General features: G+C 70.1%; 11 protein-coding genes. 9 read left to right on the forward strand and 2 right to left on the reverse strand.

Annotated features, from left to right (window positions below):
• Positions 1–80 precede the first annotated feature (80 nt).
• Both L6E10_RS20130 and L6E10_RS20135 read left to right on the forward strand, forming a co-directional pair.
• Positions 81–1,499, forward strand: a complete 1,419-nt coding sequence (locus tag L6E10_RS20130; protein ID WP_236221010.1) for a M20/M25/M40 family metallo-hydrolase — start codon at positions 81–83, stop codon at positions 1,497–1,499.
• Between the two features lie 78 nt (positions 1,500–1,577).
• Positions 1,578–4,232, forward strand: coding sequence for a glucosidase (locus tag L6E10_RS20135; RefSeq protein ID WP_236221011.1), 2,655 nt, complete (start codon positions 1,578–1,580; stop codon positions 4,230–4,232).
• 41 nt (positions 4,233–4,273) lie between these two features.
• Here L6E10_RS20135 and L6E10_RS20140 read toward each other — a convergent pair whose 3' ends face one another.
• Positions 4,274–4,594, reverse strand: a complete 321-nt coding sequence (locus L6E10_RS20140; protein WP_236221012.1) for a hypothetical protein — start codon at positions 4,592–4,594, stop codon at positions 4,274–4,276.
• A 506-nt stretch (positions 4,595–5,100) separates the two neighbouring features.
• On the opposite strand from L6E10_RS20140, the gene L6E10_RS20145 reads away from it, so the two are divergent.
• The 6 genes from L6E10_RS20145 (at position 5,101) to L6E10_RS20170 (ending at position 12,794) form a co-directional block, all read left to right on the forward strand.
• Complete coding sequence (locus tag L6E10_RS20145) at positions 5,101–5,913, forward strand: basic amino acid ABC transporter substrate-binding protein (RefSeq protein WP_236221013.1); 813 nt, start codon at positions 5,101–5,103, stop codon at positions 5,911–5,913.
• A gap of 76 nt (positions 5,914–5,989) precedes the next feature.
• On the forward strand, positions 5,990–6,793 hold the full coding sequence (locus tag L6E10_RS20150) for an amino acid ABC transporter permease (protein WP_236221014.1): 804 nt from the start codon (positions 5,990–5,992) through the stop codon (positions 6,791–6,793).
• The gene (locus L6E10_RS20155; protein ID WP_236221015.1) at positions 6,790–7,557 is read left to right on the forward strand and encodes an amino acid ABC transporter ATP-binding protein; all 768 of its coding nucleotides are present in this window, start codon (positions 6,790–6,792) and stop codon (positions 7,555–7,557) included. The genes L6E10_RS20150 and L6E10_RS20155 overlap by 4 nt, the downstream gene beginning before the upstream one ends.
• 7 nt (positions 7,558–7,564) lie before the next feature.
• Positions 7,565–9,673 (forward strand): hypothetical protein, encoded by a 2,109-nt coding sequence (locus L6E10_RS20160; RefSeq protein WP_236221016.1) that lies wholly within the window; start codon positions 7,565–7,567, stop codon positions 9,671–9,673.
• 53 nt (positions 9,674–9,726) lie between these two features.
• Entirely contained in the window at positions 9,727–11,910 is a 2,184-nt protein-coding gene (locus tag L6E10_RS20165) for an NEW3 domain-containing protein (RefSeq protein WP_236221017.1), read from the forward strand.
• Positions 11,907–12,794 carry an ROK family protein gene (locus tag L6E10_RS20170; RefSeq protein ID WP_236221018.1) on the forward strand — a complete coding sequence of 296 codons (888 nt, stop codon included), beginning with the start codon at positions 11,907–11,909 and terminating at the stop codon, positions 12,792–12,794. Before L6E10_RS20165 ends, L6E10_RS20170 begins: the two co-directional genes overlap by 4 nt.
• Positions 12,795–12,809: 15 nt before the next feature.
• Here the strand turns inward: L6E10_RS20170 and L6E10_RS20175 are convergent, their stop codons facing one another.
• Positions 12,810–13,589, reverse strand: coding sequence for a LamB/YcsF family protein (locus tag L6E10_RS20175; protein ID WP_236221019.1), 780 nt, complete (start codon positions 13,587–13,589; stop codon positions 12,810–12,812).
• Between the two features lie 95 nt (positions 13,590–13,684).
• On the opposite strand from L6E10_RS20175, the gene L6E10_RS20180 reads away from it, so the two are divergent.
• Entirely contained in the window at positions 13,685–14,395 is a 711-nt protein-coding gene (locus tag L6E10_RS20180) for a GntR family transcriptional regulator (RefSeq protein WP_236221020.1), read from the forward strand.
• Position 14,396 lies beyond the last annotated feature (1 nt).

The raw sequence follows: 14,396 nt of genomic DNA on the forward strand, positions 1-14,396 counted from the left end.
ACCGATCGTTAACTCTTCGGGAGGTCCCGCACAAGAGGCTACGGACGCGAGCGGAGGCGGAGTCGTGACAGGATCGAGAGGTGGACCGCTCAGTTGTGACCAGCACCGTCAGGACGCTTTGGGACGACGACATCGTCCCGAGCCTGTCTCAGCTCGTCGCCGTACCGGCGATCTCCCCCGCGTTCGACCCCGCCTGGGAGGAACACGGGGAGTTGGCGGCGGCGATCGACCACGTGAAGGCCTGGATCACCTCGCGCTCGCTGCCCGGCGTGACGCTCGAGGTCGTCCAACTGGCGGGACGCACGCCGCTGCTCGTCGTCGACGTCCCGGCGTCCGGCAACTCGGGCGACGACACCGTGTTGCTCTACGGACACCTCGACAAGCAGCCGCCGGTGGGCGGCTGGGGCGAGGGACTGGGTCCGTGGACGCCGGTGCTGCGTGACGGACGTCTCTACGGCCGCGGCGCCGCGGATGACGGTTACTCCGGATATGCCGCAATTGCCGCTATCGAGGCCGTGCGCGCGGCGGGTGGTTCGCACGCCCGGTGCGTCGTGCTGCTGGAGACCGGCGAGGAGTCCGGGTCACCCGACCTGCCCGCGTACCTGGAGCACCTGTCGGACCGCCTCGGCCGGGTGTCGCTGGTCGTCTGCCTCGACTCGGGTGGCTCCGACTACGACCGCATGTGGCTGACGACGTCGCTGCGCGGCCTCGTGCAGGTCACGGTCACCGTGCGGGTCCTGGACGGTGGCCTGCACTCCGGCATGGCGTCGGGCATCGTGCCGTCGTCGTTCCGGATCGCCCGGGTCCTGCTCGACCGGATCGAGGACTCGGAGACCGGCGAGGTCCTGGTCCCGGAGATGCACGTCGAGATCCCGGCCCACCGCCTGGCCGAGGTCCGCGAGGCCGTCGAGGCCGCGCCGGGCGCGCTGTGGGACCCGGTCCCGCGCGTCGGCGACCTGCAGCCGGTGTCCTCCGACGAGGTCGAGCTCGCGCTGAACTCCGGCTGGCGCCCGACCCTCTCGGTCACCGGCGCCGAGGGCCTGCCGCTGCCGGACGACGCGGGCAACGTCCTGCGCCCGTACACGACCCTCGTGCTGTCCTTCCGCCTGCCGCCGACGGCGTCGTCCTCGGCCGCCCTGGAGGCGGTGCGCGAGAAGCTCACCACCGACGTGCCCTACAACGCGACGGTCGAGCTCTCCCGGGTCGAGGCGGCCGACGGCTGGAACGCGCCCGAGCTGGCACCCTGGCTGTCGGCCGTGCTGGACGAGGCGGGCAAGGGGATCTTCGGCGCGCCGTGGCGCACCGTGTCGCTGGGCGGCTCGATCCCGTTCATGGGCCTGCTGCACGAGGCCTACCCGGACGCCCAGTTCGTGGTGACCGGCGTGATCGGGCCGGACTCGAACTGCCACGTCCCGGACGAGTGGCTGCACCTGGCGCACGCGGCGAGGGTCACCGAGGCGATCGCCCTGGTCCTCGACTCGCACGCGAAGCAGGGCTGACCCGTTTTCGAGTGAGGTAGGACTCAGCCGAGACGCGGCCCCGACCACCTGTTTGTACCCGTGTCGCACACTGGGGTGATGGGTGAACATGCGGAACGGGCGCGTCTCGCGGAGTCGGACTCACCGACTTCGCCGTGGCGGCTGTGGGGGCCGTACCTGTCGGGTCGCCAGTGGGGCACGGTCCGCGAGGACTACTCGCCCGAGGGTGACGCGTGGGCCTCGTTCCCGTTCGACCACGCCCGGTCGCGCGCCTACCGGTGGGGCGAGGACGGCATCGCCGGCCTCTGCGACGTGCACGGGTTCCTGAACTTCGCCGTCGCCCTGTGGAACGGCAGGGACCCGTTCCTCAAGGAGCGGTACTTCGGCCTCGCCAACGAAGAGGGCAACCACGGCGAGGACGTCAAGGAGCACTGGTGGGTGACCGACGGGACGCCCACCCACTCCTGGATGCAGGTGGTCTACCGCTACCCGCAGCGCGAGTTCCCGTACACGCGGTTGCGGGAGATGGCGCGCAGCGCCGGGCGGGAGAACCGCGAGCCCGAGCTGAGCGACACCGGGGTGCTCGACGAGAACCGGTTCTTCGACGTCCAGGTCACCTACGCCAAGGCCGGCACGGACGACATCTGCATCGAGATCAGCGCGACCAACCACGGGCCCGAGGACGCGCCGCTGCACCTGCTGCCCCAGCTGTGGTTCCGCAACACGTGGGCCTGGGGGCGCGACCAGCGGCCGTGCCAGCTCGTCGCGAGCACCACGGCCGGGCGGAAGGTCACGGCCGACCACGGCAACCTCGGCCGGTACACGCTGCACCTCGACGACTCGCCGTCGATGCTCATGACGGACAACGAGAGCAACGAGGTCGCCCTGTTCGGGGCCGAGCGCAACCCGTCGCCGTGGACCAAGGACGGCATCTGCGACTACGTGGTGCGCGGCAGCACCTCGTCGTGCCAGGTCGCCGGGCCGGACGACGCGGGGGTGGCGGGCACGAAGTTCGCCGCCTGGTACTCGTTCGACCCGGTGGAGCCGGGCGAGACCGTCACGATCCGCCTGCGGCTGACCGGCGGCGACGGGCACCTCGACCCGTTCGGGCCGAGCTTCGGGGACACGATGAGCGCGCGGAAGCTCGAGGCCGACGAGTTCCACGACGCCATCGCGCCGCAGACCGGCACCGACGAGAAGCACGTGCTGCGGCGCGCGCTCGCGGGGCTCATGTGGACCAAGCAGCACTACCGCTTCCGCACCCGTGACTGGCTCGACGGCGACCCGACCAAGCCCGAGGCGCCGTCCAGCAGGAGGACGCACGAGGCGCGCAACGTGCACTGGCGGCACCTCGACGTCGCCGACGTCATCTCGATGCCGGACGAGTGGGAGTACCCCTGGTTCGCGGCGTGGGACCTGGCGTTCCACACGATCCCGTTCACGCTGGTCGACCCGGCGTTCGCGAAGGAGCAGCTGCTGCTGTTCTGCCGCGAGTGGATGATGCACCCCAACGGCCAGATCCCGGCCTACGAGTGGGAGTTCGGCGACGTCAACCCGCCGGTGCACGCGTGGGCGGCGTTGCAGGTCTACCGCGCGGACGGCAGCAGGGACCGGCGGTTCCTCGCCAAGATCTTCCACAAGCTGCTGCTCAACTTCTCGTGGTGGGTCAACCGCAAGGACGCCGACGGCAGCTACCTGTTCGAGGGCGGGTTCCTCGGCATGGACAACATCGGGCCGGTCAACCGGTCGGAGCCGATGCTGGGCGAGTGGCGGCTGGAGCAGTCCGACGCCACGTCGTGGATGGCCGCGTACAGCCTGCACCTGATGCAGATCGCGCTGGAGCTGGCGCGCGACGACGAGTCCTACGAGGACGTCGCCACGAAGTTCGTCGAGCACTTCCTGTCGATCGCGGAGGCCTTCACGCACTTCGGCTCGTCGGGCAGCGGCATCTGGCACGACGAGGACGGCTTCTGCTACGACCGGGTCTCGCGGCGCCGGCCCGGCGGCGGCGTCGAGTCCGAGCCGGTGCGCGTGCGGTCGATGGTCGGGCTGATCCCGCTGCTGGCCTCGGCCGTCCTGCAGCCGTGGGTGCTCGAGGAGCTGCACGGGTTCACCAGCCGGCTGGACCACCTGCTCAAGCGCCGGCCCGAGCTGCGGCAGTTCATCACGTTCCACTACGAGCGCGGCGCCTTCGTGTCGTTGCTCGACGAGAGCAAGCTCAAGCGCGTGCTGCACCGCATGCTGGACGAGCAGGAGTTCCTCTCGCCGCACGGCATCCGCAGCCTCAGCGCGGCCCACCGCGAGGGCTTGGAGGTCAAGGTCGCGGGTCAGGACCACCGCATGGGCTACGAGCCGGGCGAGTCGCACACGCCGATGTTCGGCGGCAACTCGAACTGGCGCGGCCCGGTCTGGCTGCCCACGAACGCGCTGCTCGTCGAGGCGCTGCGCACGGTCTGCGCGTTCCACGACGGCACGTTCCAGGTCGAGATGCCGACGCACTCCGGCCGCTGGGTCACCGCGGGCCAGGCGGCGGACGAGCTGAGCGACCGGCTCGTCGCGCTCTTCCTGCCCGACCAGGACGGGCGCAGGCCGTCCGACGGCAAGCGCGTCGAGGCCTCCGAGTCACCTCTTTGGCGCAAGCACGTCACGTTCAGCGAGTACTTCGACGGGGACACCGGGGAAGGGCTCGGTGCGACGCACCAGACCGGCTGGACGGCTCTCGTGGCCGGTCTGCTGACCGAACGCACGCGCTGAGCCGTCCGGAACAGGTGTTCCGGACGGCTCAGCGCACGTTCTCAACGCATGTAGATCCGGCTCACGCTGGCACCGGCATTGATCGTCCGGCAGCTGCCCGGCCACAGGGTGGTGCGGATGTTGCCGATGTCGTAGTCGACGGTGTTGACCCCGGCACACATGTAGATCGTCCAGAAGGCCTTGCCGTTCTCCACCCAACCAGGGTTGGCGAAGCACTGCGTGTAGAAGTCGCCCAGGCCGATCGGGTCGTAGCGGATCTTAAAGAAGTCGTCGCGCCCGTCGCACGGAACGGCGTTGGCGAGGGTCGAGACGTCGCCGGCAGGCGCCGCCGCAGGAACAGCGCCGGCCGTGGACGCGTTCATCGACAGGACAGCGCCTGCCACAGCGAGAACGGCCAGCCCGCGCGAGACGAGCTTTCGAAGTTCGAACAAGGTCTTGCCCCCAGGTGCTCGAGTACTCGATCGAAGCGGATACTCCTTGACGCAACGTCACGGAGCTGTCGCAGAACGTATCGACACCCCTGTGCGAAAGTGCTCAACTGACATCATGGTTGGTCAGGCCTCCACCTCCAATCAGCGCTTCGGAGCCAACCGCTGATGGATCCGATGACCGAACGCACGCGCTGAGCAGCGCTGTTCGTGATCAAATCCTGATCAAGGACACGCTCACGGATGGTTATCGTTCGTGTGCAATACGTGCAAACGTTGTGTGATCTAGACCAAATCGCACAATATTTTGCGCCTCTCTGCCCGATTTGACGCAAAATCATTGCAAGGCAGTGGCCTGTAACACGCACGTGCTGTCCACCACGTCACCCGAGTGGCAGGATCCCGTTCACTCGTCCGCGACAGTTACGAGGAGTGACGCAGTGGCTAGTCGTACCAGGCAGTTGATGGCCATGATCCCGGCCTTGGGACTGGCCGTGATGGCAGCTTCGGGCTGCGCGACTCCCGTGAACCAGCCCGCGGGCAACTCGGGTGTCACGCTGGTGCAGAGCGGCAAGCTCGTCACCTGCACCCACCTCTCCTACAAGCCCTTCCAGTTCAGCCAGGGCGACGAGACCGTCGGGTTCGACGTCGACCTCGTCAACCTGATCGCCAAGGACCTCGGGGTCACGCAGCAGATCTTCGACACCCCGTTCGAGACGATCACCTCGGGCACGTCGTTCAGCGCGAACCAGTGCGACCTGGCCGCCGCCGGCATGACGATCACCGACGAGCGCAAGCAGGCGATCGACTTCTCCGACCCGTACTTCGACGCCTCGCAGGCGCTGCTGGTCAAGAAGGGGTCGAACATCAAGTCGCTGGCCGACCTCAAGGGCAAGAAGCTCGGCGTCCAGCAGGACACCACCGGTGAGAAGTACGGCAACGACAACGCGGCCGCCAACGGCTACACCGTCGTGCAGTTCGAGGACCTGCCGCTGTCCGAGACGGCCGTCCGCACCGGCGCCGTCGACGCGGTGATCAACGACAACGGCGTTCTCTACGACTACGCCAAGGAGTTCCCGGACACCGAGGTCACCACCGAGTTCGAGACCGGTGAGAAGTACGGCATCGGCCTCAAGAAGGGCAACACCGCCCTGCAGGCCAAGGTGAACGAGGTCCTGAAGAAGGCCAAGGAGAACGGCGAGTACGACAAGATCTACGAGAAGTGGTTCGGCAAGAAGCCGACGTCCAAGTAGTCGCTTCTCCGGGGCCGGTGCAAGCACGTCGCGCCGGCCCCGCCGCTTGTCCGAACCCTTTTCGCTAGGAGCCGCAATGGCCATGTCCAGGCGCAAGCGCGCGGAATACATCCGCTACGCGCAATACGGACTGCTGGTCGTCATCGCCCTGCTGGTCGCCTTCCTGGCGGACTGGGGGCAGATCAAGGGCGCGTTCTTCAACACCGAGATCGCCGCCTCGATGTTCCCCAGCGTCATCACCGTGGCGTTGAAGAACACCATCATCTACACCGCGCTCGGCTTCGCCTTCGGTCTCGCGCTGGGCCTCGTGCTCGCGCTGATGAAGCTGTCGTCGGTCGCGCCGTACCGCTGGATCGCGACGGTCTACATCGAGTTCTTCCGCGGTGTGCCGGCACTTCTGGTGTTCATCGGCATCTACTACGGCGTGCCGATCGCGTTCCAGATGCAGTTCCCGCCGCTGACCACGGTCATGCTGGCGCTCGGTGGCGTCGGCGCCGCCTACATGGCCGAGACGATCCGCGCCGGCATCCAGGCCGTGCCGAAGGGGCAGGTCGAGGCGGCCCGTTCGCTCGGCATGTCGAGCGGGCGCGCCATGATCACGATCGTGATCCCGCAGGCGTTCCGGATCATCCTGCCGCCGCTGACGAACGAGCTGATCCTGCTGACCAAGGACTCCTCGCTCATCTACATCCTCGGCCTGTTCCGCGAGCAGTACGAGCTCACGAAGTTCGGCCGGGAGACGCTGAGCCGCAGCCCGTCCCTCACGCCGATCCTCATCGCGGGTCTGTGCTACCTGATCATCACGCTGCCGCTCGGCTACCTGTCGCGGTACCTGGAGCGCCGCGGCACCACCGGCGGGAAGAAGAAGGTGTCGGCATGAGCGACGTCGCCGTCGAGATCACCGGGCTGAAGAAGTCGTTCGGGCCGCTGGAAGTCCTCAAGAACATCGACCTGAAGGTCAACCGCGGCGACGTGGTCTGCATCATCGGCCCGTCCGGTTCCGGCAAGTCGACGTTGCTGCGCTGCGTGAACGTCCTGGAGGAGCCGAACGGCGGCAGGATCGTCGTCAACGGCACCGAGCTGACCGACCCGGACGTCGACATCGACTCCGCCCGGACCAAGATCGGCATGGTCTTCCAGGGCTTCAACCTGTTCTCGCACCTCAACGTGCTGGCGAACCTCACCGTGGCGCAGCGCAAGGTCCTCAAGCGCTCGGAGGAGGAGTCGCGCAAGGTCGCGCTGCACAACCTCGAGCGCGTCGGCCTGAGCGAGAAGGCGCACTCGATGCCCGCGCAGCTCTCCGGCGGTCAGCAGCAGCGCGTGGCGATCGCCCGCGCGCTGTCGATGGACCCCGAGGTGATGCTGTTCGACGAGCCGACCTCGGCGCTCGACCCCGAGCTCGTCGGTGACGTGCTCGGCGTGATGCGCCAGCTCGCCGACGAGGGCATGACGATGCTGGTCGTGACGCACGAGATGCAGTTCGCCCGCGAGGTCGCCGACAAGGTGATCTTCATGGACGGCGGCTACATCGTCGAGGAGGGCCCGGCGGCCGACGTGATCGGCAACCCGCAGGAACCGCGCACCCAGGAGTTCCTGGCCCGCGTGCTCGACCCGACGCACCACGGCCCGAGCGACCCGGTCTAGGCCGCGCGTGGCGAGGGGGAGAGTCGCCGCGGCCGAGGTACTGCGGGGACTGCTGGGGGAGAACGACAACTCAGGTGGTGGCGGGTGGCGGCTGCCGCGGCGCAAGCCGAGCACCCCGCCCGTCATCCGCGTCGTGGACCGCGTGGTCACCGACGTGCTGGACCTGCGCGCGGTCGAGGTGCCGTACGTGCTCGAGTTCGAGCGCTGCCAGTTCGAGGCGGCGCCGGACCTGCGCCAGGCGAACCTCGCCGGCATCTCGTTCAGCGAGTGCGACCTGCCGGGGCTGGAGGCGCGGAACCTGCACAGCGGCAACGACGTGTCGTTGCTCGGCTGCACCGTCACCGGTCTGGCGGACCTGACCGACGCCGAGATCGCGGGCTCGGTGTTGTTGCGCGACAGCAGGTTCAGCGTGCCGGGCGAGCTGTGCCTGCACGGTGACCGGCTGACGGTCGCCGGGGCGCTGCTCGGCTTCGGCATCACCACCGAGGGAGAGGTGCGGCTCGCGGGCGCGCGCATCGGCGGCAACGTCAACCTCGGCAGCGCGGTGCTGGAGAACGCCGACGGTTTCACGTTGAACGGCAACGGCATGCAGGTCGGCGGCAACCTGCTGGGCGCGTTCACCTCGCACGGCGTGGTGTTCCTGGCCAACGCGCGGATCAGCTCGACGCTCTCGCTCAGCGGCGCGGTCCTCTCGCGGGGCACGAACTTCAAGCCCACCAACGATCCCCACGCAGACCCGTCCGCGACGCTCTTCCTCGACCGCGTGGACGTCTCGGGCGACCTGGAGCTCGACCGCGGCTTCACGAGCCAGGGCACCATCCGCGCCGTGAACGCCAAGATCGGCGGCACGTTCTCGCTGGCGGAAGCCGTTCTGGACGCCGTGTCGCCGAACTCGGTCGGCACCGACCCGACCGGGTCCGGCCGCGCGCTGCACGTCGACGGCGCGGAGATCGGCGGTGACGTCGTCGGGCGCGGCGTGAAGATCAGGGGCCAGCTGCGCATGGTCGACACGCACGTCCGCGGCAGCATCACGGTCGAACGGGCCACAGTGGACAACCCGGCCGCCGATGCCGTGCTGGCCAACCGCTCCCAGATCGGCAGCAACCTCGTGGTGCGCGAGTCGGACGTGTCCGGCGGCCTGGAGCTGCGCGGCATCACCGTCGGCGCGAACCTCGACCTGCGCGGCAGCAGGCTGACGAGGCCGGGCAAGTACCGGCACCAGCCGCGCGAGAAGCCGTCGCTCGACATCGGCGGCGCCACGATCGGCCGCGACCTCATCTGCGCGCGCGGCGACAAGGAGTTCGTGGCGCACGGCGGTGTGCGCTGCCGTCGTGCGGTGATCGGCCGCATGGCGAACTTCAACGGCGCGGTGCTCGGCTACAAGCTCGACAGCCACGCGTTGAACGCCATGGGCATGCAGGTCCAGGAGCTGATGCTCAACGTCGTGTCGCCGCCCAAGGGCCTGGTGACGCTGCGGCAGGCGCGCTGCACGTCGTTGGACGACAACGAGAACTTCTGGAGCGCCACCGGGTTCATCGACCTCGACGACTTCCGCTACGACTCGCTCGCCTACCCGATCGACCTGCGCGACGACGCCCAGGTGCAGCGGCGGCTGCGCTGGCTGCGGCAGGCGATGCGGCGCAGCTACCACCCGCGCCCGTACGACCACTTCGCCGAGATGCTGACCGCCGCGGGCAACGAGGAGCACGCCTCGACGGTGCTCATCGAGAAGCAACGCCTGCGGTACCGCGCGGTCGCCGAGGGCATGCGGTTCTTCGGGCCGCTGGTGCTGCTGTGGAGCTTCCTGCAGCGGTCGATGGTCGGCTACGGCTACCGCCCGGCGCGCGCGCTCGGGTGGCTGATCGCGGCGTGGCTCGTGGGCAGCCTGTGGTTCCAGTTCAAGGGGCCGCTGGTGGAGATCAACGAGGACGACCACCTGCCGTGGAACGCGTGGCTCTACACGATCGACCTGGTGGTGCCGATCGTCGACTTCGGCAACAAGAACCGCTGGCAGACCCCGGGCGCGTCGCAGTGGATCGCGTCGGGCCTGATCGTGACGGGCTGGATCCTGGCGACGACCGTGGCGGCCGGCCTCACCCGGATGTTGAAGCGGTAGGACTCCACCATCGGGGTATTCCGCAGGTGGGTGAACAGTGGTGCGATCGACCGGTGATCGCCGCCGAGTCGACCGAGCTGTTCGTCGGGCCTCGGACCGCGCCACTGCAGGTGGTGCGGCTGACCCCGCCCGCTCCGGCGGGGCCGGTGCACGCGCACGTCTCCGGCCCCGGCCTGCACTCGCCGCGGCACGGCGGCGCGCTGCCGCCGGGCCCGTTCGGCTACGAGCTCGGTGTCGACGTCTCCGCGCACGCGCCCGGCACCGTGGTGCCCGCCAGGGTCGTCGTGAGATCCGCGGCCGGCGAGGAGTCGTGCTCGTTCTCGCTGGTGGTGGGCACTCCGGGGTGGACGGTGCACCTCGTCGGGCACGTCGCCGGTGACGCGCCGTTCGCCGCGCTGCGGGCCCACCTGGACCTGGCCCTGACCGATCCCGCCTACCGGTTCGCCGTGACGTCGGTGGAGCTGCTGCAGCCGTACTGGGACACGTTCCCGCAGCACCGCTCGTCGCTGCTGCGGCTGATCGCCGAGGGCCGCGTCGAGGTCGTGGGCTCGGCGTCCAATGTGGTCGGTGTGCGGCCGTTGCTGCCGTCACTGCCTCCCGGGTTGCCGCTCGCGGCCGCTTCGCTGGGCGAGGCCGAGCGTTCGGTGTACGCGTCGTTCCTGGAGCTGCGGCCTTCCGCCGCCGCGCCGCACGTGATGCTGCCGGTCGGGACACCTCATGCCGCTCCGAACCCGTGGGTGACCGCGATCCACCACGACTGGAGCGCGCGCTACACGTGGCCACGGGTCATCTGCTCGTTGCCGCGCGACTACTACGTGCGCGGAGCCGTTCCGGTGCCTCGCGCTCCGGCGGACGACTCGCCCGCCGCCGTCTTCGCCACGCACGCCTCGCGCCTGACCGGGGCGGCCTTCCCCTCCGCCGCTCTCACCCGCGCCGCCCTGGCACACCCGCGGGAGGCCTTCGACCTGCGGACCGACGTCGTCTCGCGTTCCCTGGACGCCCTGACGTCCGCTGTGGACTCGTCGGTCGTGGTGTGGAACCCGTTGCCCTCGCCGTGCAGCGACATCGTGTCCGTGCACCTGCCATCGGTTCGTAACGTGCACGTGGAGTTCGAGGGCGCCGTTCTGCCGACGTTGGTCGATGGTGTGACGGTGACGTTCCTGGCGCGCGACGTGCCGGCGCACGGATGGCGCACCTACTCGTTGGTCGAGGACGACATCGACCACGGCTGGAAGCGCGGCTACGGCACGGAGATCGCGTCCGCTCACTTCGTCCTGTCGCACGACCCGATCGCGTCCCTCATCGCCGTGGACGGTCCACCGCTCGAAGCGCCGCGCCTGATCGGCCCGGTGACGGTCTGGTACAGCGAGGTCGGGGAGAGGATGGTCGGCTCCACGACCTTCACCCTGTGGCACGACGTGCCCCACCTGGACCCGTCACCGCTGGTGGGAGTGCCGGGTTCCCGCTCACCGGCCACCGGCACGCTGGACGCGGAGGTGTCCCGCCTCTCGGCGGCCGGACCGCCGCTCGGCCCCGTCGCACCGGCCGTCACACCGATCTTCGCGCGCTATTGGCTGCACGAACCGGCACCGCTGGGCGGCCTGCCCGCCAACGTCCACCTGGAGGTCCTCGGACCGACCCGCCTGCGCGTCGTCGTCGTGTCCGACGCCGAGGCGTTCACCGCGACCGTCCGCCTGACCCTGCCCGACGGCTGGTCGGCGTCGTGGGAGGCGCTGCCCGTGACGCTCCCGGCAGGCGGCCACGTCTCCGCCGAGGTGAGCCTCGGGCCGCCCCGCACACCCGGCTGCCACCCGGTCCGCGCGACGCTGGAGGGCCTGCCGTTCGAGGTGTACGACGTGGCCCTGCTGACCGTCCCGGAGTGGGACGCCGAGGACCCGGTCGAAGTGCTCTGGGTCGCCTCGTCGCCGTCGTCGGTCACCGTGCGGCCGGGCGAGTCGTCGCGGCTCCGCGTGGTCATGGCCTCCGGCGCCCACGGCGCCCTGCCGGTGCAGGCACGGGTGCTCTCACCGCGCTCGACCTGGGACCTGGTCGGCCCGTTCTGCGTCGGCGGCCTCCTCCCGGCCCGGGGCCGCCTGCCGCTCGACTTCACGGTCCGCGCCCCTGCGTGGGCCACCCCGGGGACCTGGCCGGCCGTCGTCCGCGTGAACGCGGGCGACCTGGTCCGCACCACTGCCCCCGTCCGCGTGGAAGTGGCTGGTTACCATCCACGACCGTGACTGATCTGGTGCTGGCACTGGACTTCGGCGGCACCAAGATCGCCGCCGCCCTGGTGGACCCGACCGGCGCCGTGGTGCGCTCCTCCCGGGTTCCCACGCCCGAGGACCCGTGGGACGCGGTGGTCGCCCTGATCTCCGAGGTCGTCGGGGACACCAGGGTCACCGGCGTCGGCATCGGCTCGGCGGGCCCCGTCGACACCGTCCGCGGCACCGTGTCCCCGATCAACGTCCCGGCCTGGCAGGACTTCCCGCTGCGCTCCTCGGTGGCGTCGCTCTTCCCGGACGTCCCCGTGGAGCTGGCCGGCGACGGCGTCTGCATGGCCCTCGGCGAACACCGCCGGGGAGCAGGCCGGGGCAGCGACTTCATGGTCGGCCTGGTCGTCTCCACGGGCGTGGGCGGCGGCCTGGTGCTGAACGGCCACCCCTTCGGAGGCCGGACGGGCAACGCGGGCCACATCGGTCACGTCGTCGTGGAGGCCGACGGCGCCCCCTGCACCTGCGGCGGCCGGGGCTGCGCCGAAACGGTCGCGGGCGGCCCCCGCATGGTCGCCTGGGCCCGCCGCGCGGGGTGGCGGGCACCGGAACACGCCGACGCGGCCCACCTCGCGGCCGCGGCCCTCGCGGGAGAGGAGGTCCCGCTGGCGGCCTTCGACCGAGCGGGCGCCGCGGTGGGAATGGCCATCGCGGGCGCCGCCGCGTTGTGCGACCTGGACGTCGCCGTCATCGGCGGCGGCGTGGCGCAGGCGGGCGAGCTGCTCTTCGAGCCGGTGCGCCGCACCCTGAAGGCGCACGCCGGCCTGTCGTACCTGGCGGACATGGAGGTGCGCCCGGCGCAGCTCGGCGGCGAGGCGGGCCTGGTGGGCGCGGCCGCGCTGGTGCGGTAGACGCGCGGAGGTCCCTCACCCGGCCTGCCGGGCGTGCCGGAGCGGACCCTCGACCCGTCCCACGTCGACCCCGGCCCCCTCCAAGGCGGCCCGGACGGCCCGGGCGATCTCGACAGCACCACCCGTGTCGCCGTGCAGGCAGATCGAATCGGCGGCGATCCGGACCGGCCGCCCGGAAACGCTGCGAACCCACCCCTCGGTGGCCAGCACCACGCACCGGGCAGCGATCTCGGCGGGATCCCGCAACACGGCTCCGGGCTCGGAACGAGGCACCAGGGTGCCGGCGGACGTGTAGGCCCGGTCAGCGAAGGCCTCGTGCCACACCCGCAACCCGGCGACGGACGCGCGCTTCAACCACACAGCGCCCGGCGGCCCGAGAACGGCCAGCCCGGGATCGAACAACCGGACGGCGTCCACGACGGCATCGGCCTGGGCCTCGTGCCGGACCAGGGCGTTGTACAACGCCCCATGAGGCTTCACGTACGACACCCGCGTCCCGGCGGCCCTGGCGAACACCGACAGCGCCCCGAGCTGGGCCAGCACCTCGTTGGTCAACGTCTCGGGCGCCACGTCGATGAACCGCCGCCCGAACCCCGCGAGGTCGCGGTAGCCGACGTGAGCCCCGACGGCCACGCCCGCGGAGGCGGCGAGCGCGCACACTTCGCGCATCGTGTCCGCGTCGCCGGCGTGGTAGCCGCAGGCGACGTTCGCGCTGGTCACCACTGACATCAGGGCCTCGTCCGATCCCAGCGTCCACCGTCCGAAGCCCTCTCCCAGATCCGCGTTCAGATCCATGGCCGCACTCCACCTCCGCTCACTTCTCAGATCGTTGGATTGTTGAACGATTCTACGATAGGGCAATTAAACGATCCTGCAAATAGACTTGGCGGGTGACCGAGACGTGGGTGTCGACGCTGGCTCAGGGCAAGGCCGACCTGGAGCGGGCGAGCACCGCGCAGAAGGTCGCCGACATGCTGCGGGAGCGGGTGCTCGACGGCGACCTCGCGCCCGGTCTCCGGCTCAGCGAAGAGGCCATCGGCGGGGCGCTGGGGGTCAGCCGCAACACGCTGCGGGAGGCGTTCCGGCTGCTCACGCGCGACCGGTTGCTGGTGCACGAGCACAGCCGCGGCGTCTTCGTCCGCAGGCCGAGCGGGAACGACGTCAGGGACCTCTACGCCGCCCGGCGCGTGATCGAGTGCGGGTCGCTGAGGCTGTGGGACGACGTCGCGGAGGCGCGGCGCGAGGCCGTGCGCGCGCCGGTCCGGCAGGCGGTGGCCAGGGCCGAGCAGAACGACTGGACCAGGGCCGGGCAGGCCAACATCCAGTTCCACCGCGGCATCGTCGGGCTCGCGGGCAGCAGCCGGCTGAGCGACGAGTCCGACCGGTTGTTCGCCGAGCTCATGCTGGCCTTCCGGGTGGCGCAGGAGATCAACGACTTCTACCAGACCTACGTGCCGTGGAACCGCAGGATCGTCGAGCTGCTCGACGGCGGCAGGACGACCCGGGCGGTCGACCAGCTCGCGGAGTACTTCGACGCGGCCGAACAGGACCTGGTCGCCCGCCTCGAGGCCCATCAGTCCAAAGGGAACGTTAAGTCGTAGA

It is taken from the genome of Lentzea sp. CC55 (assembly GCF_021056325.1).
In the GTDB taxonomy this organism is placed as follows: Bacteria; Actinomycetota; Actinomycetes; order Mycobacteriales; family Pseudonocardiaceae; genus Lentzea; species Lentzea jiangxiensis.

Coding starts and splice junctions, on each gene's coding strand:
- L6E10_RS20135 (WP_236221011.1), top strand. CDS start 1,578: ATGGGTGAACATGCGGAACGGGCGCGTCTCGCGGAGTCGGACTCACCG.
- L6E10_RS20140 (WP_236221012.1), bottom strand. CDS start 4,594: ATGAACGCGTCCACGGCCGGCGCTGTTCCTGCGGCGGCGCCTGCCGGC.
- L6E10_RS20150 (WP_236221014.1), top strand. CDS start 5,990: ATGGCCATGTCCAGGCGCAAGCGCGCGGAATACATCCGCTACGCGCAA.
- L6E10_RS20155 (WP_236221015.1), top strand. CDS start 6,790: ATGAGCGACGTCGCCGTCGAGATCACCGGGCTGAAGAAGTCGTTCGGG.
- L6E10_RS20175 (WP_236221019.1), bottom strand. CDS start 13,589: ATGGATCTGAACGCGGATCTGGGAGAGGGCTTCGGACGGTGGACGCTG.